Source organism: Mucilaginibacter metallidurans (assembly GCF_003286435.2).
Taxonomy (GTDB): Bacteria; Bacteroidota; Bacteroidia; order Sphingobacteriales; family Sphingobacteriaceae; genus Mucilaginibacter; species Mucilaginibacter gossypii.
The window spans coordinates 5770782-5794655 of the sequence record NZ_CP043449.1; the positions used below are offsets into that span (position 1 = coordinate 5770782).

At 43.2% G+C, this 23874-nt stretch carries 25 protein-coding genes and 2 pseudogenes; 23 read left to right on the forward strand and 4 right to left on the reverse strand.

Translation table 11 applies throughout. The annotated features are described in order from the left end of the window. Nucleotides 1–6: 6 nt before the first annotated feature. From DIU38_RS24565 to DIU38_RS24640, 16 genes and pseudogenes are all read left to right on the forward strand, one after another. Nucleotides 7–753, forward strand: a complete 747-nt coding sequence (locus DIU38_RS24565; protein WP_112653457.1) for an SDR family oxidoreductase — start codon at nt 7–9, stop codon at nt 751–753. A 278-nt stretch (nt 754–1031) separates the two neighbouring features. Next, a complete protein-coding gene (locus DIU38_RS24570) occupies nt 1032–1337 on the forward strand; it encodes a hypothetical protein (protein ID WP_112653458.1) in 306 nt (101 codons plus the stop codon). Between the two features lie 717 nt (nt 1338–2054). Continuing rightward, complete coding sequence (locus tag DIU38_RS24575; RefSeq protein ID WP_243770670.1) at nt 2055–3185, forward strand: c-type cytochrome; 1131 nt, start codon at nt 2055–2057, stop codon at nt 3183–3185. A gap of 27 nt (nt 3186–3212) precedes the next feature. Then, nucleotides 3213–3674, forward strand: a complete 462-nt coding sequence (locus DIU38_RS24580) for a DsrE family protein (protein ID WP_112653460.1) — start codon at nt 3213–3215, stop codon at nt 3672–3674. Nucleotides 3675–3773: 99 nt separating this feature from the next. Beyond that, a complete protein-coding gene (locus DIU38_RS24585; protein ID WP_244311234.1) occupies nt 3774–4637 on the forward strand; it encodes a substrate-binding domain-containing protein in 864 nt (287 codons plus the stop codon). Nucleotides 4638–4659: 22 nt separating this feature from the next. Beyond that, a pseudogene (locus DIU38_RS24590) lies at nt 4660–5301 on the forward strand (peroxiredoxin). Next, on the forward strand, nt 5298–6038 hold the full coding sequence (locus DIU38_RS24595; RefSeq protein WP_112653462.1) for a substrate-binding domain-containing protein: 741 nt from the start codon (nt 5298–5300) through the stop codon (nt 6036–6038). The pseudogene DIU38_RS24590 and the gene DIU38_RS24595 overlap by 4 nt, the downstream one beginning before the upstream one ends. 2 nt (nt 6039–6040) lie before the next feature. After that, nucleotides 6041–6337 carry a hypothetical protein gene (locus DIU38_RS24600; RefSeq protein WP_149354170.1) on the forward strand — a complete coding sequence of 99 codons (297 nt, stop codon included), beginning with the start codon at nt 6041–6043 and terminating at the stop codon, nt 6335–6337. Then, entirely contained in the window at nt 6334–6732 is a 399-nt protein-coding gene (locus DIU38_RS24605) for a hypothetical protein (protein ID WP_149354171.1), read from the forward strand. The genes DIU38_RS24600 and DIU38_RS24605 overlap by 4 nt, the downstream gene beginning before the upstream one ends. A gap of 1 nt (nt 6733) precedes the next feature. Then, nucleotides 6734–7606 (forward strand): LysR substrate-binding domain-containing protein, encoded by an 873-nt coding sequence (locus tag DIU38_RS24610; RefSeq protein ID WP_244311235.1) that lies wholly within the window; start codon nt 6734–6736, stop codon nt 7604–7606. Between the two features lie 776 nt (nt 7607–8382). Continuing rightward, nucleotides 8383–8757 (forward strand): hypothetical protein, encoded by a 375-nt coding sequence (locus tag DIU38_RS24615; protein WP_112653465.1) that lies wholly within the window; start codon nt 8383–8385, stop codon nt 8755–8757. Nucleotides 8758–8763: 6 nt separating this feature from the next. Continuing rightward, the gene (locus DIU38_RS24620) at nt 8764–9648 is read left to right on the forward strand and encodes a sensor histidine kinase (protein ID WP_112653466.1); all 885 of its coding nucleotides are present in this window, start codon (nt 8764–8766) and stop codon (nt 9646–9648) included. Nucleotides 9649–9855: 207 nt separating this feature from the next. Beyond that, nucleotides 9856–10509, forward strand: a complete 654-nt coding sequence (locus DIU38_RS24625; protein ID WP_112653467.1) for a LytR/AlgR family response regulator transcription factor — start codon at nt 9856–9858, stop codon at nt 10507–10509. Nucleotides 10510–10777: 268 nt separating this feature from the next. Next, nucleotides 10778–11824, forward strand: coding sequence for an MBL fold metallo-hydrolase (locus DIU38_RS24630; protein ID WP_112653468.1), 1047 nt, complete (start codon nt 10778–10780; stop codon nt 11822–11824). Between the two features lie 181 nt (nt 11825–12005). After that, on the forward strand, nt 12006–12209 hold the full coding sequence (locus DIU38_RS24635) for a hypothetical protein (protein ID WP_149354172.1): 204 nt from the start codon (nt 12006–12008) through the stop codon (nt 12207–12209). Continuing rightward, nucleotides 12200–13585 (forward strand): IS1182 family transposase, encoded by a 1386-nt coding sequence (locus tag DIU38_RS24640; RefSeq protein WP_149354017.1) that lies wholly within the window; start codon nt 12200–12202, stop codon nt 13583–13585. The genes DIU38_RS24635 and DIU38_RS24640 overlap by 10 nt, the downstream gene beginning before the upstream one ends. Nucleotides 13586–13739: 154 nt before the next feature. Here the strand turns inward: DIU38_RS24640 and DIU38_RS34960 are convergent, their stop codons facing one another. The 4 genes from DIU38_RS34960 to DIU38_RS24655 are packed head-to-tail and all read right to left on the reverse strand — an operon-like array spanning nt 13740 to nt 14857. Continuing rightward, nucleotides 13740–14120 carry a hypothetical protein gene (locus tag DIU38_RS34960; RefSeq protein ID WP_407716472.1) on the reverse strand — a complete coding sequence of 127 codons (381 nt, stop codon included), beginning with the start codon at nt 14118–14120 and terminating at the stop codon, nt 13740–13742. Then, nucleotides 14068–14220, reverse strand: a complete 153-nt coding sequence (locus DIU38_RS33225) for a hypothetical protein (protein WP_167516273.1) — start codon at nt 14218–14220, stop codon at nt 14068–14070. The genes DIU38_RS34960 and DIU38_RS33225 overlap by 53 nt, the downstream gene beginning before the upstream one ends. Before the next feature lie 30 nt (nt 14221–14250). Further along, nucleotides 14251–14559: a hypothetical protein gene (locus tag DIU38_RS24650; protein ID WP_112652998.1), complete on the reverse strand. Its 309-nt coding sequence runs from the start codon at nt 14557–14559 to the stop codon at nt 14251–14253. Between the two features lie 10 nt (nt 14560–14569). After that, nucleotides 14570–14857 carry a hypothetical protein gene (locus tag DIU38_RS24655; protein WP_112652999.1) on the reverse strand — a complete coding sequence of 96 codons (288 nt, stop codon included), beginning with the start codon at nt 14855–14857 and terminating at the stop codon, nt 14570–14572. Nucleotides 14858–16097: 1240 nt separating this feature from the next. Between DIU38_RS24655 and DIU38_RS24660 the strand changes: the two genes are divergently transcribed. The 7 genes and pseudogenes from DIU38_RS24660 to DIU38_RS24685 all read left to right on the forward strand — a co-directional run bounded on the left by DIU38_RS24660 (nt 16098) and on the right by DIU38_RS24685 (nt 23246). Further along, nucleotides 16098–17681 (forward strand): vitamin K epoxide reductase family protein, encoded by a 1584-nt coding sequence (locus tag DIU38_RS24660; RefSeq protein WP_112653001.1) that lies wholly within the window; start codon nt 16098–16100, stop codon nt 17679–17681. 367 nt (nt 17682–18048) lie between these two features. Beyond that, nucleotides 18049–18750, forward strand: a complete 702-nt coding sequence (locus DIU38_RS24665; protein ID WP_149354173.1) for a hypothetical protein — start codon at nt 18049–18051, stop codon at nt 18748–18750. A 67-nt stretch (nt 18751–18817) separates the two neighbouring features. Beyond that, nucleotides 18818–19354 carry a TlpA family protein disulfide reductase gene (locus DIU38_RS24670; RefSeq protein WP_167516274.1) on the forward strand — a complete coding sequence of 179 codons (537 nt, stop codon included), beginning with the start codon at nt 18818–18820 and terminating at the stop codon, nt 19352–19354. Between the two features lie 119 nt (nt 19355–19473). Continuing rightward, nucleotides 19474–19668, forward strand: coding sequence for a hypothetical protein (locus DIU38_RS24675; protein WP_146750288.1), 195 nt, complete (start codon nt 19474–19476; stop codon nt 19666–19668). 152 nt (nt 19669–19820) lie between these two features. After that, nucleotides 19821–20060, forward strand: a pseudogene (locus DIU38_RS34750) (cysteine peptidase family C39 domain-containing protein); the annotation flags it as partial. A gap of 201 nt (nt 20061–20261) precedes the next feature. Continuing rightward, nucleotides 20262–21938: a peptidase domain-containing ABC transporter gene (locus DIU38_RS24680; protein ID WP_317131852.1), complete on the forward strand. Its 1677-nt coding sequence runs from the start codon at nt 20262–20264 to the stop codon at nt 21936–21938. Nucleotides 21939–21947: 9 nt separating this feature from the next. Next, a complete protein-coding gene (locus DIU38_RS24685) occupies nt 21948–23246 on the forward strand; it encodes an HlyD family secretion protein (protein ID WP_112653005.1) in 1299 nt (432 codons plus the stop codon). Nucleotides 23247–23874: the final 628 nt, after the last annotated feature.

The window sequence follows — 23874 nt, forward strand, 5'->3', positions numbered from 1 at the left end:
CAAATCATGAACATTACAAACAAAACAATCCTGGTAACAGGTGGCGGTTCAGGCATCGGTTATGCAACCGCAAAATATCTAAGTGAAAAAGGCAATAAGGTGATCATTTCAGGCCGTAATGCGGAAAAAATAGAGAAAGCCGGCAAGGAGTTGGGACTGGATTACATCGCCTGTGATGTAACCGATGCGGTTGCGGTTAACAGCCTGGTTAACAGAATGGAGTCGAAATATGCCGATCTCAGCGTTTTAATCAACAACGCAGGTGTAGCTAATTTATATAAGCTCGGCGAGGGTGCGGGAGCTTTCGAAAAATCAAAACAAGAGTTTGAAACAAATTATTTCGGTCCGGTTCGCCTTACGGAAGCATTGCTGCCGTTACTGAAAAAGCAGCCGGAGGCGGCCATTGTGAATATCACTTCTAACGTAAGCTTTCACCCGTTAGTCGTGTTGCCTACCTATTCAGATACTAAAGCCGCTCTACATTCGCATACCGTAGCACTGAGGTTAACACTTTCCAAAGAAACCAACATTAAGTTATTTGAAGTGATGCCATCGCTGATTAACACCGATGCAACCAAGGAAATGGGCGGCGAGCAACATGGCTTACCACCGTTAGTGGTTGCGGAAGATATTTTTAAAGGCATTGAAGAGGACCGTTTCGAGATCTATGTGGGTGAAACCGGAAGACAATGGGCCGACTATTTCGCAAACCCCGTAGCCGCTGTAGAAAACTTCAATCATGGTTTATTTTAATCCATTTTTAATTGAAAGGTGACGGGGCGCTGTTCCCCATGTAGGGGAAACGGCGTTGCCCGATCCTAATGCTATGAAAGTATATCAATTAAACCAATTTGAGCAGTGGAAGGACGGCACGTCAATTCATATGACGAACGTGGTGAAGATCTGCGGGCCGTTACGATGTTCGCTTTGTGTGAGTCGTGTTGTTTTGGTTTGTGTTGATTTGGGAGCCCGGCGTGATAACCGGGCTCCCTTTTATGGATGATTAACTACGTAAATTTTAAAATCAGAATATGGAATGGTATAATTATGTTGCCGCTTTTTTTGCAGGAGCTTTTCTTGCCAACACGGTCCCGCACTTTGTACACGGTATATCAGGCAATAGATTTCCCACCCCATTTGCCACACCAAGGGGAGTTGGCCTATCATCGTCTACTTTAAACGTTTCTTGGAGTCTTTTTAATTTGGCTGTCGGATGGCTGCTGGCGGTCAGTGTGCACATCACCCAATTTTTATCCTTGCAGATAACCTGCTTCGTTGGCGTATCTTTAATGGCGTTGATGTTAAGTAAGCGCTTTCAAGCAAAACATAAGGAATGACATTCGTCGCTATCTAAAAACATCACCCGCCCATCATCTTTCGGATAAATGGGTAACTTTAGCCTATTTCAGGACCCATGAGTCGATATTCCGGGAGGCTTGACCAGGCTATTTCGTGCGCTTTGGAGCACAGGGTTGTGTAAGCAATTAAGAAAATCGCAATTAATCATCAATAAATTAATATGGTCAAAGCGTTACGGAATTAACTGTTTGCTATTCCGTAACGGGGTTATCATTGGCGCCGGAATGTCTCAAGCTTTACAGCTAATCTGGATAAACCAATAGCATTGGCCCCTCTTCGCCAATTTGCTTTCTCTTCTTAAAAGCGTGAAATTAAGCAGTGAAGGCGGTCATTTTAAAATTGGCCGAACGGGGTCAATCAGGTGCGGTTTATCCAAGATACCGGTACAACTGTCTGCTATTCAGAAAATACAATTATCTGAATAGCAATTAGCGCAAATGGACTCCTTAGTTTTATCCATACGTTCAGCAAGCAGTGCAAGTCAGCTAACAGATAGCCAATATCATTTATGTGTACTGGAGATCGGGCGCAATTATATTGTAAATCACTTATTTAAAGACTAAATCAGTTCATCAATATAGCAATAACCAATAGAATATCCGCCAGCAACACCGTTCGTGCTACCTTTTAAACATAAGTACTGTCATAACCCCGGGTTATCAAAGATCAGTACCTATGATAAAAAGACTGTTGTCTTGGCAGCTACATTTGACCTGTTAACCTCAAAGGATATACATCAAATGGAAGATCAAAACCAGGAAAAAGAAACCATCAGGGTGCTTGTCAAAATCACACGCTACACTGTTTACATGGCCATGCTCGCAGTGGCCTGTATCATCATTCTAATTGTGATATTACTACCCGGGCAGCAGCCTGCAAAGACAATTATGGCAAATCCAACAGCCGGTGATCCGGCCATTAAGGAAAATGCAGGCGCAGGCAGCGCTCGCCGGATCCCCGCTGATGCCTGGAAAGCGCCGGATGAAAATTTGATCCCGAATAATAAAGAGGGAGAAGCCATAAAGTATGGCAAAGAACTGATTGCCCATACCGGACTTTATTTTGGTCCTCGTGGCACCATTGCACAGATAACCAATGGAATGAACTGCCAGAATTGCCATCTTGAAGGCGGCACGCGATATCTGGGAAATAACTACGGGAGCTTTATCGCTAGCTACCCTAAAATGAGCGGACGTGCAGGAAAGATTGAACCTGCCTCAGAACGCATTGTGGAGTGTTTTGAACGCAGCTTGGCCGGCAAAGCGCCGGACACCACCGGCAAGGAGGTCAAAGCGATCCTGGCCTATATGAAGTGGATAGGCAAAGATGTCAAAAAAGGACAAAAGGTTGTAGGCAGCGCAACGGAAAAACTGGCCTTTTTGGACCATGCTGCGGACCCGGTTGCGGGCAAAGGCATTTATATGGCTAAATGTGAAAGCTGCCATGGCGCTGATGGTGAAGGACAATTAAACGCGGATAAAAAATCATACCAATACCCGCCGGTCTGGGGAAAAAACAGTTATAATGATGGCGCAGGCATGTATCGCCTGACTAACCTCGCCGGGTTCGTAAAAAATAACATGCCTTTCGGGGCTACCTATGAGAATACGCAATTGACCGATGAAGAGGCCTGGAACGTGGCTGCTTTTATCGACTCACAGCCACGACCGCATAAAGACCAGCACCTGGATTGGAAGGATTTCTCAAAAAAACCGATTGACTTTCCTTTTGGGCCTTATGCGGACGGATTCAGCGAAAAGCAACATAAATATGGACCGTTTGGCCCCATCAGGGCCTCACACAAAAAAAGGTATAAAAATTCATAATTAATCATAAAATAAAAATCAAAAACCATGAAAAAGTTGATTCAAACAGCCCTGCTCCTTATAGCAGTTTTAACGATCAAACCTGTCCTTGCACAAACGTCTGACCCTGCATCCTTTACCGGCGCACAGCCAAAACTAAAGCATTATAATGCGCTGTATATCCTCAATTCAAATGATGAGAAAAAGATCAAGTCGACCCTCCGCAACCTCAACAACGCTTTGGACGACCCGCGTCTCAAAGGGAAATTGCATGTAGAACTTATCGCGTTTGGGGATGGCGTTGCCGTTTACGAAAAGTCGGGGCAGTTTGAGCAAACTTTAAAAGACCTTCAGGCAAAAGGCGTGGTGCTGGCGCAATGCAGCAATACCATAAAAGAGCGGAATATCGACAAGAATACGCTTTTCGATTTCATTTCTTATGTGCCAAGCGGGAATGGAGAGATCATTCTACGTCAGTATGAAGGTTGGGCCACTGTGCACCCCAATTAATTGTCCGGTTTAATCAGATTATCTCACATTCATTTATACAGCTATGTCACTATTAAAAAATAAATTTTTGTTTACCTTGCTTTTGCCTTGGGTATTACTTTGGCTGAAGCGCAGGAACATCGCTTCGACCCACCCTGGAACACACCGCCCGAAAGCAAGGTCCAGTTTACCGTGTACGGCGTAGATAATGTCCCCGACCTTTTCGGAGATATCAATGACCCGCAGCTGGTGGTCTTTTTTGCGGGTAACCAATTCATGTGCATCGACGAGTTACTTGCCGCTTTTAAACAAAACTATCCGCAGTACCAGCGGGTCTTCGCCGAGACTTTACCTCCTGGAATACTTGCCAAACAGATCGTCAATGGCAGCATCGTGATCGGCAATATGCGTATCACGCTGAAGCCGGACGTTTATACCGCGGGTAAAAACAAGATCAGCCAGATGCCTGAATATTTCACCGGGACCGAGCTTTACGCCAAGAATCACCTGGCCATCATGGTGAGGAAAGGTAATCCAAAAAATATCCGGGGCCTGAAAGACCTGGGACGCAGTGACGTACGGGTGAGCATGCCGAATCCTGCATGGGAAGGTGTCGGCCAGCGTATTGAGGAAGCCTTTAAGAAAGCGGGGGGCAACGATCTGGACCAGGCGATCATGCAAACGAAGGTAAGAGACAGCACGACATTCCTAACCCAGATCCATCACCGGCAGACGCCGATGCGGATTTTGTATAACCAGAGCGATGCCGCGCCTGTATGGTACACGGAAGCTTATTACCAGCGTATGATCAACCATCCGGTGGAGCTGGTGGAGGTTCCCGAGAAAGAAAATATCGAGGCGCAATACGTTGCGGGCTTGCTGAAAACCGCGCCTCACAAGCAGGCAGCTAAGGATTTTATGACCTTCCTGGTTAGCGCACGGGCAAAAGAGATTTACAAAAAATACGGTTTCATAACCGAGTAATCACGATTAATAACAAGAGTTTATGTATTTAAGACTAGGAGATGTGGCTCCCGACTTTACGGCGGACACCACTATTGGAAAAATTAATTTTTATGAATATTTGGGTAATAGCTGGGGTGTGTTGTTATCACATCCTGCAGATTATACTCCTGTTTGCACTACCGAATTGGGTAGAACAGCATTATTACAGGAAGAGTTCGCAAAAAGAAATGTCAAAGCTTTAGCGGTCAGTGTCGACCCTATATACAAGCATGAACTTTGGTTAAAAGACATCAATGAAACCCAGCAGTGCTAGGTAGACTTTCCGCTGATCGCAGATGTGGATAAAGCAGTTAGCGAGCTTTATGGTATGATCCATCCCAACGCTTCTAAAACGCATACGGTACGTTCCGTATTCATTATCGGACCTGATAAAAAGATAAAACTGATGATCACTTACCCAGCATCTACCGGTAGGAATTTTCATGAAATCTTGCGCGTGATTGATTCGATGCAGCTGACAGCGGAGTATCAGGTGGCTACCCCTGCTAACTGGGAACCCGGAGAAGATGTGATCATTGGGCTGAATATCCCCACCGAACAGCTAGCCGAGAAATTTCCGTCCGGTCACCGGATTATAAAACCATACCTGCGCTATACGCCGCAGCCAAACTTAAAGTCATGAGAAAGTACCTGATATTAATGCTGTTCACCGGTTTCGTGAAAGCCGGATTCGCGCAGTCGGATACCCTTCACGTATATGGCCCCGGCGGTCCCTATTCCGCGGTGAGTGCCTGTGCGGTTGCGTTTACCACCAAAACGGGGATACCGGTAAAAGTGGTTGCCGGGCCTGAGGAGAAATGGATCACCAGCGCACAGCAGAATGCTGATATTATTTTTGAGGGGGCGGAATATATGCTGACGTTGTTTGATCAACAGCATCCAGGGATAACTGACCCTTCCACGAGGTCGGAGTTGTATAAACGAGCTGTAGCCATCCTCGTCCGCCCCGGAAACCCCAAACACATTAAAGGCCTGGCTGATTTGGCGAAACCCGGAATCAAAGTACTGGACGTGAACGGTGCCGGGCAGCTCGGATTATGGGAGGATCTTGCGGGCAGGGATAACCTGATCGCCGGCATTCAAAAAAACATCGCCGGTTCTTTTCCCGATACTGCCCTGGGCATTGATGCCTGGAAAAAAAATAGCTCCTATGATGTCTGGATCACCTATGCTTCCTGGCATGAAAATCTCTGGGATGCGACGGATATCGTGCGGCTTCCATCAAATCAGGTACTCTACCGCGGTACACCATTAGCCATTACCGCCAAAAGCATGCACAGGAAACAGGCACTTGATTTCGTTCATTATATGCAGGGTAATGAGGGACACCAGATATTCAGGAGGTGGGGATGGGAATAGATATGCGCAAAGCAGTTTTGGCGGCCTTTATTGCCATTACTGTTAATACGATCCTGCTGAAGGCAGCGAATATGCTCGCTGTACGGGCCGAAAGTGGCGGCCTGCTCAAGTTGGCGCTTTCTGCACTTCCTTCTGCAATTCACCGTCCCGCTTTTCTAAAAAGTGCCATTTTCTGGTTCTTTTTCCATTATATGATTGGATTTGCGATGGCGGGCTGTTACTTCTTCTTGTTTCGAAACAGGCTTCCACGGCCAGGTATCGTCCGTGGAAGCCTGTTTTCAATATTCCCTGGATATTGAACAGTTTTGTCGTCTTACCGCTGCTCGGCCAGGGGCCGATAGGCCTCTTTGTGCTGCCAATCTCAGGCATTGCATATTTTTTTGTGTCAAACCTGGTTTTTGGCATGTTGCTGGGGGCTTATATGAACGCTGGAACGATGCGCATAGATAAGCGCAGGTTATCCAGCATGAGCATTCCTGATAAAAAAAACAGGGTTTCAGGACTGAACTTTGGTCTGTCATCAAAGAAAGTCATGAAAATAATTCAGAAATTTACAGGTTACCTGCCAGCTTTCGATACCAGAAATATCAAAGCGGCAATATTCAAAGTTTTTATCACATTAGTTACGCTGGCGGCGGCAGCCCTTCCATGGCTATTGCTGATCGCCCGCGTAACGCTTAACGGTTTAGATTAGCATGACCAATATAATAGACTTTCGTTTACAGGTTTTTTACGCGGTTGCCAGGCGCCTCAATTTTACCCGCGCAGCAGAAGAACTGTTTATTACGCAGCCTGCCGTGACCAAGCATATCCGTGAGCTGGAAGGTCATTTCAGGATCGCACTGATCGAACGGAGCGGCAACCGGAGGGTAAGCCTTACCCCGGCGGGACAGACGCTGCTTAAGCACGCCGAACAACTGAATCTGGTGTACAAAGAGTTGGAATTTGATATGAACGCCCTGCTGAAGGAACACCGCGGTGAACTGAGGGTGGGTGCCAGTAATACGGCCGGTCAATATGTGCTGCCGCAACTGCTGGCCCGGTTCCATAACCGCTTCGGCGATGTAAAGGTCAGCATGGTTACCGGTAATACGGAGCAGATCGAGGAAGCGGTGATCAAAAAGGAAATCGACCTGGGGATTATTGAAGGGATCAATCGTAACCCCCAGATCAGTTACCAGGAATTCCTAAAGGATGAGCTGGTACTGGTAACGGCCTCTACGAACAGCCAGCTGAAAAAAGATACCATCAGGCCGGATGAGCTTACCAAGTTCCCGCTTTTGCTGCGGGAGCATGGCTCCGGTTCACTCGATGTTATCATACATGCCTTAAAGCCGCATGGTATCAGGGCGGGCGACCTCAGTGTGGCGATGAACCTGGGGAGTACGGAAAGTATCAAGTCGTATTTATCGGAAAGCAATTGCCTTGCCTTTTTGTCGGTCCATTCCATTCTAAAGGAGCTAAAAAGTAATGAGCTGCGCATCATCGACGTCAGGGTTTGTCGATCGACCGTTACTTTTACTTTATCCGTGCGCATGGTCAACCTACGTCCCTTGCAGAACTCCTGATGAGGTTTGCCGTTAATAAAATTAAGTGACCTTAGGGGAAACCGTCGCGTCACCCGTGTTAACCGGAAATTTACAGTATAAAAAGGACATTGATTGTTGCACCTCCTTTGTTGCAGCAATCAATGTCCTTAATGGTAGAACTGCCGTGGTTTAAAGTTCTCTTGCGGCGCTAATATGCCCTGCTTGATTGGATGAACCGATAGCACTGACCCCACTTCGCTGATTTACTTTCTTCTCCTAAAATCCTGAACTTAAACATTAAAAGTGGTCAATTTAAAATTGGCCGACCGGGATCAACGAGATTTTTTGTCCAAACAGGGATTAAAGGACGGTATCCCTAGTTAATGCTAATCAATTGATCAATTATCTGAATCTGCCCCATGAGTCCGATGGCTCTATTACCGCTTTAACTTTCTGTTTTCCCGCTTCGCTGATTATTATCTTCTTCCAAGGCTTCGATTTGATTGTTTTGCAGTAATTTATTTACTATTTAAAACAAGACCATATGAAAACAAGAGTGCTTATAGCTATTTTGACCATAGTTTGCCTGTGGTCCGAAACAAGTACTGCCCAAGTTGTGGTGGTAAGAAGACCAGTAGTTTACCGCCCGCGCAGGGTTGTGGTGTTAAATCCAGCACCTGTATTACTGCCGGCCAGGCGGGTTGTGTTCGTGAAGCCGGCTCCCGTTGTCAGCGTTGTTCCGGTGAGGCCGCGCAGACGCGTGATCGTCTACCGGTAAATTGAAAATTGCATTTAACACCAATAAATATTTTAACATGAAAAATCTGATTGCTTGTACAGTCCTAATCCTATCTTTGTCATTTGCTGCTTCAGCACAAACTGCCGGTACCAAATCGACAGGAGACCAGAAGAAAAAATTGAAAGCCAGAATGGACACCCTGGAAACCGAGTTAAAACTTACGGCTGAACAGCAGCCCAAATTTGAGGAGATCAACGCACATTTTTTTGAAGAAATGGCTAAATTGAAACAAGATGATGGCTCCAGGTTAAGTAAATACCGAAAATTAAAAGCAGTGACCAAGGGCAGGAATGAGAAGATGAAGGATCTATTGACGGCTGAGCAGTATAAGATATTTCAGGCTCATCAAAAGGAAATGAAGGACGAACTGAAATCGATGCGGTCGCAATAAGATGAAATGCAGCTAACGCAAACGAAATACAGCCGTATACTGATACTACTGACCGCCCTTGCAGTCACGATGTTTATGACGCTGCCCCGGATAATGTTTATGGCCTATTTAAGGAATAATCCGGGCCTGCGCATGAACCCAATCACCTGGGGGGATCTGGCGAGCAAATCTTTGTTTGCATTCCTCGTGGCATGGCTGATTCTATGGCTGAACACGGCCAACATTAATATGGCTACCTTCTTCAGGACGATCAGAACATCGAAATTCAGCCATCGCCTTGTGATCAATATTTTGCTGTTCCTGCTGGTCAGATGGCTGTTCATTATATCCGGCATCCCGGAAGAGAGTGCGCTAAGGCAGAGAAAAGGCGCGGTATTTCTTTTTAATATCAGCCTGGTATTGGAAGTCTGCCTCTGTATTTTGGTCGCGGAGATCTATCGCTTATTCCGGAATAATCAGGAACAACGGCTGCGTAACGAGATGCTGCTGAAAGCTAACGCCGAAGCAACGTTCGAGGTGCTGAAAAACCAGGTGAACCCACATTTCCTATTCAACTCGCTGAACACCATCAATGCCGTTATTGATAAAGATGTTATCGCCGCCAAGAAATTTGTGACCAATATGTCGCAGGTTTACCGGCATATCCTGAACAGTGCGGGCAGGCCGGTCATTACATTAGCCGAGGAATTGGAGTTTACTACAGCCTATATCAACATGTTGCTGGAACGACATTCAAAGGGCTTATTGGTCGATCTAAACATACCTGAAGCGTGCAACGCGTTATTTTTGCCGCCGGTCTCTTTACAAGTATTGATCGAGAACGCAGTTAAACATAACGTGGTAGCTGTAAGCCATCCCCTTAAGATTAATATTTCGGAACAGGATGGGTGAATTGTGGTGAGCAACAAAGTGAATGAAAGGAAATTGAGATCAGCTTCTACAGGTACCGGCTTGTGGAACCTGGATCAACGCTACCGGCACTTGTGCGGTGGCGCGATAGCAGTCAGTAATAAAGACGGTGTTTTTATTGTTAATTTACCGCTATTGAAGCTGTCCGGTGACAAATATATACAGGTATAGTTATTTAAATTGCGGACCATGGATGTTTTGATCATAGAAGATGAACCGAATGCGGCCAGGCAGTTGCAGGAAATGATAGCAGCTTGCAGGCCCCTGGTCCGGTTTGGCCCGGTAATCGATAGCTTGCGGGATGCGGTAAGCTATTTGGGAGACGGAAATTCGCCTGACCTGATTTTCCTGGATATTCACCTCGCTGATGGCCATGCCTTTGAGTTATTTGAGCGTGTTGACTTGCCATGTCCGGTCGTCTTTACTACGGCTTATGATCAATATGCTATTAAGGCGTTTGAAGTAAACAGTCTTGATTACCTGTTAAAACCGATGTCGGAAGAAAGGGTGCGTAAGGCCCTGGATAAATTTGACCAGCATCATTCGGGACGGCAGTCGGGCAAATTAGACGAGAGTTACCTCGTCCAGTTACAAAATCTGTTATCCGGAAGTACTAATTCTTACAGGCAAAGTTTCCTTATACCTTATAAAGACAAATTGCTGCCTGTACAGGTAAAAGATTTCGCCTGGTTCGAAATACAGCAGGGAGTGGTCAGCGGCACAAGGCTGGACGGCACGTTCCACTTGCTGGAAGAGCGCTCTCTGGATGAGCTAATGAAGTTTCTTGATCCCCGCCAGTTCTATCGCGCCAACCGGCAGTTTTTGATCAACAGCCGTGCTTAAGGAAGTTGTTCATTACTTCAATGGAAAACTATTAGTCCGGCTTAGCCCCGAGCCATCGGAGATGGTGATCATCAGCCGGGAGAAAGTGCCGCAGTTCAAATCCTGGGTCACTGTTTGAGGCGCTGATTATTCCGCTTCGCTGCTTTGATATTATATTTATTCCAGCATTTGATAGTTTTCTTGCAGTTATCGAAAAAGTAGATGCTTGCATTTACAAGAGAACAGATCAATGATTTACCGCCCAAATTCTTAGTAACAATTAGCTAAAATGAAAAAGATTATACTTTCAACTTTGGGACTGATGCTGACCGCTGGCGCATTCGCCCAGAAATCAACCGATTCTACAACAATTCAAAGAATCAAGGCTGCCAATCCGGTGCAGGCTCCCCTGACCTGGATTACGCTGGGTACCCAAGGTGGGCCGGCTCCCAACGCTCGGCGTTCGCAACCTGCAAGCGTTTTGGTAGCAGGCGGTAAGCCTATGATGATTGATTGCGGAGATGGAGCCATGGAGCGCTTTGCGGCGGCAGGTTTTGCGCCGACGCAGGCAACGACGGTTATCATCAGCCATTTGCATGTAGACCATATTGGCGGCTTGCAGGGATTGATTGCCTTACATTGGTTCCAAGGCTCAGCGGGCAGTGTGCCCCTCACTATTTATGGCCCGCCCGGCACGGACAAGTTGGTGGCGGGGATCTTGCAGGCTCTGAGCCCCACGGAAGAAATTGCCCGAGCCGAGCAACCGGACAAATGGAAAATGGCTGCATCCGTAAAAGTTGTTATCCTTAAAACGGGTGCTGACCTGGTGGTCAACAGCGTGAGGGTAAGGGTCGTGCAAAACTCACATTTTGACAACCCGCCCGGGCATCCTCAAGATAACGGCACGCAGTCGCTATCCTTACGGTTTGATTACCAAAATTATGCTATCGGGTATACTGGTGATACCGGCCCGAGCGATGCAGTTATCGCTTTGGAAAAAAAAGTAAATATCTTAATGAGTGAAGTCACCATGCGGGGGGAAGCAAGCCGTAATGCTGGGCGGTTCAATAGGCGTCCCGCTACTGGCGCTGCTCAGGCTGCCGGACAACGGCAGGGTACAGCACAGCAGCCATATGAAAATATTCATTTTGTCTACCAACATCTGAGCCCGGAGAGTGCTGCAAAATTGGCCGCGGCGGCAGAGGTGCAACAGCTGGTTTTCACCCATTTAGCGATTTTGGCGCAAACCGACGTCATTGCTCCGACTATCATCCGGCAGGCACAGCAGTTTTTCAAAGGCAAGATCGTCGTTGCTCACGACCTGGATCGTTTCTGAAAAGGATAAGATCATAGTTGCCGTTCAATCTTTCCGCTGCGGCACAAACACCTACTTAAGTCTGAATAGGAACAGGACGTCACCAAAAGCAGGGGTTGACTAAAAAGGTAAAAAAAGCAAAGCCGATACTTTTTCAAGTATCGGCTTTTTAGTAAATTTAAGTGCGAAAGAAATTTACAATATGTCTAATATACAAAGTTCGGCAGAATTTAAAGACTACGGTCAGCAACAAATATTGTTGTTACCACCGTCGCTTGAAGAGTTAATAGAACCTAATCACTTGGTTAGGGTTGTTAATCAGGTAGTGGATTCGATGGATGTCAGCGGATTAATTAATCAATATAAAGGTGGGGGCACAACGGCATATCATCCCGGATGCTGTTAAAGATTCTTTTGTACGCATATAGCGTAAAGGTTTATACAGGCAGGAGAATAGCAAAAGCCCTTCGTCAGGATATCCACTTCATGTGGCTTTCTGGTATGAGCCGTCCGGATTTTCGGACGATCAATAACTTCAGGAGTTCCAGGGCAAAGGAAGTGATAGAAGCGTTGTTTGAACAGGTCCTTTTGTTTTTGGTAAAGCATGAGCATATTAAACTGGAAAACTACTTTTGTGATGGCAGCACACTGGCAGCAGATGGCAATAAACACAAAATAGTATGGAAGAAGAACGCTGAGCGGTTTAAGGACATGGCCGGGGAGAAGTGCCGGGAACTGTTTAAACAGATCGATACCTTAAACGCAGCCGAGAACAAGCAGTACGCTGGTTCAGATCTGGAAGAGCGAGGGCTGTCAGCACAGGAAGTGACGGCAGAAAGCATCGATGAACAGGTAGAAAAGCTGGATGCTATCATCGCATCAGGTACAGGTAAAAAGCATCAGCGCAAAGCAAACAGCCTGAAGAAAAAGCTGAGGGAGAAACAGGCAAAGATCGTGGGCTATGAACAGCAGATCGCTATAGCGGCAGAACGCAGCGGGTACAACAAAACAGACACAGATGCTTCAGCTATGCGGATGAAGAATAAAGAGCTGTTGCCTGCTTATAATGTACTTGCAGGTTGTGAAGATCAGTTTATTGTCAGCGTGAGCATCCATCAAAATACGAATGATGGGTCCTGCTTCAATGATCACCTGCAAAAACTAAAAACACAAAATCACGAACTGCCTAAAGCGATCATTGCAGACAGCATCTTTGGTACCGAGCAAAATTATGAATTGCTGGAAAAGGAAGAAACAGTAACCAGTTATCTTAAGTTCCCATCATTCCATGCTGAACAAAAGAAAAGTTATAAGCAGAACCCCTTTAATAAAGACAATTTTGGATATAATTCGGAATCGGATAGCTATACCTGTCCGAATAAAAAACAGCTGACTTTTCAAAGGGTTTATCAGCAAACCCATAAAAAAACAGGGTATCAATCTACGATCAAAGAATACCAGTGCCAGGATTGTAGTGGCTGTCCGTTTTATAGCAAATGCTGCAAATCTACTACCGGAGAGAACAGGCTGATCAAGGTAAACGAAAAGTTAGAGGCTTATAAACAGCAGGCCAGAGAGGCACTCAACAGTGAACGGGGAGTTTTGCTCAGAAAGCAAAGAAGCATTGAAATTGAAAGCTGTTTCGGGGATATCAAACATAATATGGGCTTCAGAAGATTTCACCTTCGTGGAATCAAAAAAGTCGAAACAGAGATCTCTATTGTAGCTATGGCACATAACCTGAGAAAAATTCATCTAAAAGGGATAAAAAAGGCTGCTTAAAAGCATTTTTTATCCCTTTTCTTTGTTTTAGCAGCGAAAAGAACTCAACAAGTAAACTGAGTTCCCTAATTTTGAACCAATTGCTAAGGATTCTCATTATTCTGCCTTAATAACATTCCTCCTTTTTGGTCAGCCCCTTAGAGATTGACTTTGTCTAACGCCAGTGACCGGGAACCCATACGGAACCGCGCGGTGTGTTACGCCAGTGGCCCGGTACATAGAAGGCTCTCGGACGCGGCGGCGCTGCCCAGTACCCCCCGTGCCACACGTATCTGCCGCTACTGAGAACCCAGTCTTCCTCCACCCATACGTGGCGCGGCGAAGGCGGCGGCGGGCGTCTGATGACGGCTACCGGCCTGGCTGGTCTGACCCGCACAACGATCTGAGCATTCGTTGTGAATGCACCGGCCGACAACAAGCCCGCCAGCAATAGAACTTTTGTGATCTTATTCATTTTATCTAAATTAAAGTTAAACAATAGGTTAATTATAATGGCCGCGTACCCAGTACCGGTTACCATAGGGACCAACCACATAATGGCCGGGTACCCATACTGCCGTGCGATGAACCACACAGGAGCTGAAGCTTGCTGGAGTTATTAATACCAGCAAGCCGTATTTGAATGGTTTTAACATATCAAGTTCTGATTTAAATTAACAACTCCATTAATTATGTTTTTTGCGGTAAATTGATCTGCTCAAGCGGTTTTCACGGGCGTTCAGGTTTGCCCGTCTGGCGGGCGTCATCGTGCCGGTTGCTTTTGCCATACGCTTGTCCGCACGAATGTTTTGTTCGCGCGCCCGCAAATGCGCTGCTTCTGAATGGGTAAGTGCACCGCTGCTAACACCCTGGTTGATCCGGCCAACCTGATGATGCTCACGTTGATTGATGACGGGTGTACGCTGTGCTTTGACTGCAGAGGTCATGGCCATTCCGGCCACAAAAAAACCTGCGATTACGACATTGATTTTCATGATATATGTATTAAATAGTTTTCTTGTTTTGTACGTCACCAAAGTAAGCGCGAAACCACCCGTTGTGCGGCAGTTTATACAGTGACAGTTTCACAGTCAAACCCAGCACGGCTAATTGGTAGCCTGCGAACAGTGATTTGGGGAACTGGAACCCGGCAAAGATCGCTAGGTTGGGAAGTGTTTCCCTGGGTTCGTAAGCGTGTTTCTCATTCTTCCAGCTCCGGATGATCCCTGCGGTGATGCATAACAGCAATATCGCTAAGATATGGATGGGGTAAGGGCCTATTTGATGTTTCATTTTCTTAGTTTTTAATGATGATATAAAATAGACTAAGAAAACAGGAAGAAGTTCTGCAAAATACAGCGAGGCAGCAAATTCCGGGGTCGAAACGTTTAGACGTTCATCCAGCTTTAAATTCTTGTATGATAAAGATTTCGAGAAAAAGAAATCGATTATTCGACGTTACAAATCAATGTTGAGGTTTTAGCTCCGAAGATCAGACTGCACATTCCATTCGATATAATATATATACGGCAACCTAATAATTAGGGCGAACGGCAGCTGGTTGGATAAACCACACCCCATTGACCCCGTTTGGCCAATTTCAAAATGACCACCTTTAGTCCTTATGGTCAATATTTTAGGAAAAGAAAGCCAATTGGCGAAGAGGGGGCAGTGCTTTTGTTTTGTCCAATCAAATGTGCGTTTTAAGCAATTTAGTATGTTTTTATGACCCTTTGGTGCGTTTTTCGGACCACAGCTCGGATATAATGACAAACAGATTTAAAATTATCGATAAACAAGTATTTCAAAATAAGGGAAATGGGACTAATGCTAAGGAAATTTTTGCTAATGGTTCGAAATCAATAGTAGATTTGATATCATTCAAGAGCATATATGTTTTTTTTGAAAACAGAAAAGTCCAACCAATATAAAAAGAATGAATCAAGAATTTGCGCTCCTAGTAACAATTTGCAAAACAGAATCCTTGTATAAATTCACAGAGAAACGCGGCACAAAAAACGGCAAAAATTAATTCTGAGATAAAAAAACTGATATTAAACATGCAATATTATTGATGAGAAAAAGCAGAATTCCGCTTAAATAATATCTCATATTTAATTACTGCAAACCACTACAAGCTCAGTTAAAGCCATTTAAATCGATTTGTCAAACCATCGGTAACAAGCATGTTACAGTATTTGTTTTTAATAAAAATATTAAATACTTAAACTTGTTAAGTACACCTAAACAGAAAAGCGATGACTATAACCAGTATTGAAAGTCCCAAATTAACTACAAAGAAACAACAGAAAATTTCCGCAGTTTCAAATTGTAAATTATTGGCTCCTGTATAGCAAAAGAATTTCACTGGAACTATTAGTCTCCACTGATAATATCCGATGTCGTGGCTTTGTTAATATACTCTTAGCTCTACATGTTCCAATCGACGTCTCTTAGATAAATTAGATAGCCGTCAAGTCGATGTCAATTAATGTCATTTTGGCAATAAAAAAACAATTGCAAAGAACTGCATATGTTACTAACAACTAAATTACCTAATGCTGAGCTCGTATTGGTTCAACTAATCAGGTCAATTAACCCTGCCATTACCCAAACTTCAATAGTTGATGAACTCAATATTCATCCTGATTATCCGAGCCTTCTTGCATTGAATGACGTACTCAATAATTACGGGATCAATTCAGCTGCTTACCGAATATCCCCCGATGAATTATTTGATGTACCCTGCCCGTTTATCGCTCATTCTCCAAAAAAAGGACAGGAGTTTCTTTTAGTCAAAAAATTAACTGCTGATACGGTAACTGTCTCGGGTATATCAAAAAAAGACATTCAAATGCCTCTGGTCGAATTCAAAAATATTCTTGATGGTGTCGTATTGGTACCCGAAGAAGTGAATAACATTAAGTACGCGAATGCTTCAATGTACGATGATGTAGCTCAATGGTTTTCAGCAGCGGTGTTGATTATTCTTCTTATATGTCTTTTAATTTTGAATAAGGAACTTTTTAATATCTGGCGGGTTATCGCGACTATCTTAGTGAAGAGCTGTGGCCTGGCTGTCAGCGTAATGTTGCTTATTCAAAGTATCGATAAAAAAAATCCTCTTATACAAGCAATTTGCTCTGGTAAGGGTAAGGGCAAAGTGAATTGTAATTCGATACTATCTTCAGATGCAGCCAATGTTTTTGAAGGCTTGAGTTGGAGCGAGGTTGGCTTCTTTTATTTTGCAGGAACATGGCTAACATTGCTTATGAGCGGCGCAAACCAAGCGGTGGTTCATATACTAGCCCTTGCAAATGTTTGCTCCTTACCCTACACGATTTACTCAATTTATTACCAGGCACGTGTAGCGAAGCAGTGGTGTGTTTTCTGCTGCACGGTTCAAGCTTTACTATGGCTGGAATTTATATTATTATCAAAGGTGTTAAAAGAACCGGCGACTTGGCCGGACGGTCGTCATTTGTTAATAATGTTTCTTAGCCTTTTATTGCCGGTAGCCACTTGGCTGTTTTTAAAACCTCTTTTGATTAAGGCCCAACAATTAAAGCCACTAAAAAGTCAGCTGCAAAGGTTTAAATATAACATTGAGACATTTAACGCCTCACTCAAAAACCAACCTAAATATATGCAGCCGGATCACGATTGGAGTATAACTTTAGGCAACGTCGAAGCATCTAATGTTATTACAATGGTTAGTAACCCCTATTGCGAACCTTGTTCTCAAACCCATGAGATTTTAGATGATTGGCTGGATAAAAACCCAGATATCCAGGCACGTATCGTTTTTGCTGCTGAAAACATTGATAACGACCTTAAAACTACTGTAGTCCGTCACCTGATGGCTCTTGCCCAGTTACATGATAGAACGATTATCAAACAAGCTTTGCACGATTGGTACAAACAAAAGCAAAAAAACTATGAAAGTTGGGCAAAGAAATACCCCGTAATTTTAAACAATGACCAAAATCGAAAACTTGACAATCAGATAAATTGGTGTCGGATGGCTGAAATAACATCAACACCCACGCTGCTTTTAAATGGTTATCGGATACCAGTTGCTTATCGTTTAAACGACCTGAAATATATGCTTGAATAATGCAAATGGAGACACTTCAGAGAGTAGAGGAGCATGTCCCCTTTAGTATACATGCCGCCAAGTTTTGATGCGAAAATTCAGAACGTCATTTTACCGTTTTAACATATGAAAAAATTAACAGCACTTTCGAGAAATGAGATGAGGCTGATTAAAGGTTCCGGAGGTATGGTAACGCAAACAGTAGCCTCCTGTACTGCATCATGCCAGGCGCCATTGAGGGACGTTACATGTTATGGCAGCGAATGCATTGCCACTGATGAAGATGGTTGTACTGCAAATGGTGCAAATGGGGTAGATTCAAAAAAATGTAATCCACCGGTGTGAAACGTGAGCTAAGCCAACCGGCTTAGCTTTTTAATCCTAAAAAATGCGAAAATTTCTCATACTACTTATTTTCTGCGTCAATTTCAGCCAAGTCGTCGCTCAAAATCAAAAAATTATATTAAAACGGGTTGTAGGCAACAAACGTGGTGCTTATCAGGTTCCTCCAAGCCCGGAGGACGCTACTCCGCTATCTATTCCGGACAGCATGAAGTTTACATATTTTAAATATTATTACACATTTCCCTGGACCGCCGAAGAAGTATATCGGCGATATAAAAATGGTGTGTATACTCAAGATCGGTACAATAAGGTTATGAAAAGCGTAACGTCTCAATCTGTTGATACAACGCTGCTTGAATCACGCATAAAAGAATTTGATTCTTTTAAAGTACATATTATCGCCGGCGTAGATATTACGGGAAACAGGGTATTTCTAATTGACGCTAACGGCGATAATAAAATTGAGCCGTCAGAAATCATAACCTACACCCGGGAAATTGCTGACTCATTAAGAAAAAACATTCATGCCAAAGAACTCATGCAAAACATTGCCTTACTCAAAAAAGTAATAGAGGCAAAATTCGAACTTTTAATATTCAAATACTGCCGGTACCTTATTTTAGCTCATTCCCGAGTAAGCGAGACAGCCTTACCAGTTTCGGCATACTCAGGAATGAACATTGGGAGGGCAATTCCAAATAAAGGGAAAGCCGGTGTTGTTTTCTGCCGAGCCCCGGACCTTTAGCAATGAAACCAACAAATTCAGATTCGAAATCAAGTCGGACACCAGTGTTTCAAAATTTCCTCTTGAATTGAAAGACTACTGGGCAACTAAGGTCTTTTCTTTGACCATAGATACTGCGTTCACATTGCCCGATAGCAATGTAAACCTATCCATAACTTATCATAGTCCCCCAAAACTACTTGGAGACACAACTTTTCAGTTGGCACTTCCAAGTGTAAAAACACAAAATCAAGAACCTTTACATGCTTTTTTAAACAGAGGTAAGTATGTTTTAGTTGATTATTGGGGCACCTGGTGTGTTCCATGCATTGAAAAACTTCCTTTAGTAAAAGAGATTTATAACGAAAATCAGAGCAAGCTATTTATAATTGGTATTGCTTTCGATTTCGACATTGATAAAGTGAAGAATTTTGAAGAAAAAAACGGCATCAACTGGAATAGTTACTATGTGGATCGTAATAAAAACGCTCGTTTGATGAAACGGTTAAATGTTTCTTTATACCCCACCTACCGGCTCTACAGTCCGGAAGGCAAATTATTGATCGACGGTAACAGTGAAACTGAACTTCGAAAAATAAAGATGTTGCTTTCGGCGAGTAAATAAGATCTTCTAACGGTTGTGCAAACTTTAATGCACCGCTTAGCATCGGAGCGTTGTGTCGATGAATTATTAATTTAAAATCTATAGAAATGAAAAATTTCAAAGCATTAAGCCGTTCTGAGATGAAAGCGATCTCAGGGGGAACAGTTAGCGGATGTTCCGCCACCTGTTGGTGGAGCCCCGGTCAAACGGGCTACAGCTGGACTGTAACTTGTACCGGTCCGGGTACTTGTGAAGCTGAAGATGACATTGGATGCTTCATCGTTGGTAGCGATGGCTCAGGCTATGAGCGACTATGTTCAAACAGCGGGATCTAAACTTATAGGCTGGCTGGCATTTAAGGCGGTCAGCCTGTATTGTCCGATTACATAAAAATAAATCTAAACATTTTCTTTTCCCTGATTAGTCCATGCCTTTTCCCTTTTTTAAACAACCAGACTCGATGGACTGTGGCCCAGCCTGTTTACGCATGGTGGCCAAACATTACGGACGGAATATTAAAATACAATTATTAAGAAAGTTATGTGAAGTTGACCGCGAAGGCGTTTCGCTATTAGGCATTAGTGACGCATCCGAAAAAATAGGATTTCGTTCGTTAGGTGCCAAATTAAATCTGTCCGATCTCAGGGAAGCCGAGTTACCCTGTATATTGCATTGGCGGCAGAACCATTTCATTGTTTTGTATCGGATAAAAAGAAATAAATATTACATCGCCGACCCGGCAAAAGGCCTGATAGCTCTAAACGAAAAGGATATTACTTCTGCCTGGGTCTCTGACAAAGATGAAAACGAGGGCGTTGCGCTTTTGCTTTCGCCAACACCCCACTTTTACGAAGACGATTCTGGGAGCCAAAAAACAGTAAGCTGGAGTTTTTTATTGCGTTACCTGGTCACCTATCGAAAATTGGTATTGCAATTAATATTTGGTCTGGCAATTGGAACACTACTTCAGTTAGTTACCCCTTTGTTAACGCAATCTATTGTCGATATTGGAATCAATAACAGAAACCTGAATTTCATTTACCTGGTTATTATCGCACAAGCAATGCTCATTATTGGCAGAGTAAGCGTTGACTTCATCCGTTCATGGATATTATTACACATCAGTAGCAGGGTTAATATTTCCATACTTACTGACTTTTTGATCAAGCTGATGAAGCTGCCGATTAGCTTTTTTGATTCGAAAATGACCGGGGATATCATGCAACGTATGAGTGATCAACAACGAATTGAGAATTTCCTGACCGGTTCTACCTTGAACACTATATTCTCCATGCTAAGCCTTGTTGTGTTTTCAGTCGTACTGGCCTATTACAACGTTACCATTTTTCTTGTTTTTTTAACGAGCAGTATTTTATATCTGGGATGGATATTGGTATTTCTGAAACGCCGGCGCGAGATTAATTATAAAAGTTTTGAGATATCCTCGAAAAACCAAAGCAATATTGTACAGTTAATCACTGGCATGCAGGAAATAAAGCTAAACAATTGCGAACAGCAAAAGCGTTGGGAATGGGAACACCTGCAAGCGCGGCTCTTCAAATTCAATGTAAAAAACCTCGCGTTAAGTCAATATCAACAAGGCGGTTCGACATTTATTAATGAATCCACAAATTTATTGATCACTTTGCTGAGCGCGAAGGCGGTAATTGACGGAAATCTAACCCTTGGATCAATGGTAGCTGTTCAGTATATGGTTGGTCAGCTAAACAGCCCAATTCAGCTGTTTTTGTCATTTATCCAGGGGTTTCAGGATGCTAAGATAAGCTTGGAGCGACTAAGTGAAATACATGAATTGGACGATGAAGAACCTATAGATAAAGAGTTTAATCATGAGCTACCCAATAATTTAAGTGTAAGCATCAATAACCTTACATTCAAATATCCAGGAGCCGGCAGCGAACCCGTGCTCCAAAATATAAATATTCAAATTCCTCAAGGCAAAACAACTGCTATTGTTGGCATGAGCGGCAGTGGCAAAACGACCATATTGAAATTGCTGTTAAGGTTTTACGAGCCGCAGAAAGGCGAAATCAAAATTGGTGACCAGGCTCTCGGCAATATTAGTTTTAAAACCTGGCGAAGCAGTTGTGGAACTGTTATGCAAGACGGGTTTATTTTTTCCGACACCATTGAACGCAATATAGCAGTTGGTGACGAAACTGCTGACAAGCAAAAACTAAGAAACGCTATTAAAATTGCTAATATACAAGACCTTATAGATGGTCTACCGTTAGGATTAAATACGAAGATTGGCGCAGAGGGGAACGGTATTAGTCAAGGGCAACGGCAACGATTGCTTATAGCCCGTGCTGTGTATAAAAACCCTCAATACATTTTTTTCGATGAAGCGACGAATGCGCTCGATGCTAATAATGAGCGGGTGATTATGCATAATCTGAAAGAATTTTTTGATGGCCGCACTGTTGTCATAGTTGCGCATAGATTGAGTACAGTAAGCAATGCAGATAACATCATTTTGCTTAGAAACGGCCAAATCGCCGAACAGGGCAACCATCGCGAACTGACTAAACTAAAAGGTGAATATTATCATCTTGTAAAAAATCAATTAGAATTAGGCACCTAAAAACTATTTATGCCATTGTTGAACAAATTAAAAAGTGAGGAAGTCAGGCATTCGGATGACATGCAGGACATCATCACTGCCGTGCCGCCATGGTTATTACGCTGGGGAATTACTGTATTTTTTGGCGTACTCGTTTTAGCTTTATGCCTGTCGGTGTTTATCAGATATCCGGATGTAGTAAAGGCCCAACTCAAAATAACGACTCCAGATAAACCTAAACAGTTAGTGGCTAAAATTTCAGGAAAGTTGGTCTCGATATTAGTGGTTAATAATCAAATTGTCCATGACAGGCAACCCCTGGCCTTTATTGAAAGCACCGCCGATCATCGCGCTGTGTTAACACTTTTGTCAAAACTTCGGGAGGTGCAAAGACAATTAAATAACGAAAGCACTATAAACGCCGGTTTATTTACGTTAAACAACAGCGGTGAACTGGGTGAATTACAGTCTGCATATCAAACGTTTGCACAATCCTTTATTACATACAACACTGCAGTGAATGATGGTTTTTTGATAAGAAAACGCGCCTATCTTGAAAAGGATATTGAATCGCTCAGAGAACAAACAAACCAATTGAAAGCACAGCGTGAGTTGCAAGAACGTGATTTTAACTTAGCCCAAGAGGAATATGATATGCACAAGAAACTGGCGCAAGAAAAGGTCGAAACAATTTCAGAATTACGGCAGGCTGAAAGTAAATACTTATCCCGTAAATCACCAATGTTGCAAACGGATGGATCCCTGATAACAGCAAATACGAATATGTTATCAAAGCAAAAGGAAATCATGGAGCTGGACAATCAAATACAGGATGAAAAATCCAAATTTGGGCAAGCACTAAACAGTCTTCTAAGTCAGTCTGAGGATTGGGCTTCCAGGTATATTATATCAGCTTCCCAAGGTGGACGTGTAACTTTCGCTGGTTTTCTTCAACGCAATCAGGTAATTATTTCTGGCCAGGATGTGTTCTATATCAATGCGGGTAACGAGAATTTCTTTGGAGACATGAATATCCCGCAGGATAATTTAGGAAAAGTAAAAGAAGGCCAACGGGTATTAGTAAAACTCAAGGGATATCCCTTTGAGGAATATGGAATGATGCAAGGGAGAATAAGTTATATTTCTGATGTTCCGTATAAAGACAGCGTGTTCATTTCTAAAGTTCAATTCTTTTCAAAAATGTCTGATATGAAAAAAAAGGTTCATCTTAAAGAGGGGATGCTTGCAAATGCTGAAATAATTACGGAAGACGCAACCATAATGGAGAGACTACTTAGAAACATCTCCAAGGCAGTAAATAGCAAGTAACCGTCACATTTCATTTTAAAATAACAGACTAATAAGGCAATTGAATCAATTGCAGTTTCAAAAATCGTCTGAAATAGTGTCCGAGAATCCATTTTAGACATAGAAAAAGCTTGGCGACCATATCTATCTAAGTCCCCAAACTGGGCTCGAATCAAATATTAAGTAGTCAACTGATTCAATAATTAAAAAAATGATTGAATATCCTTGGGCTATCAAGCCATGCCTTTTCTGCTATCAATAAAGGATAACTGAACATTATCATGTTTAATTGAAAGCTTTATTGAAACATTGATTCACAGTTGGAAAATCAAACCTTTATTTAAAATGGTTCGTAGTTTCAATAATTTTATTTGCAGCGACAATAGCCTCTATATCATTATGAAAGTCAGAACTTTGGCCGATTCCCTACCATAAGGAAACAGCATATCTTTGTTGTTTCCTTTTTTTATACCCATAAAAAACTGCATTTCAATCAGTTGCATCTCTCCCATTACCAGTTCGACATTTTCCAACCAGTTAAGGTATACCAAAACAAATTTAGGTCTAAAAAGCCTATCAATGTAACGCTAAAGAATTATTCGACCTGTTCGACTTTTCCTTAAGGATCTCGGTATCATTCAAAACCATT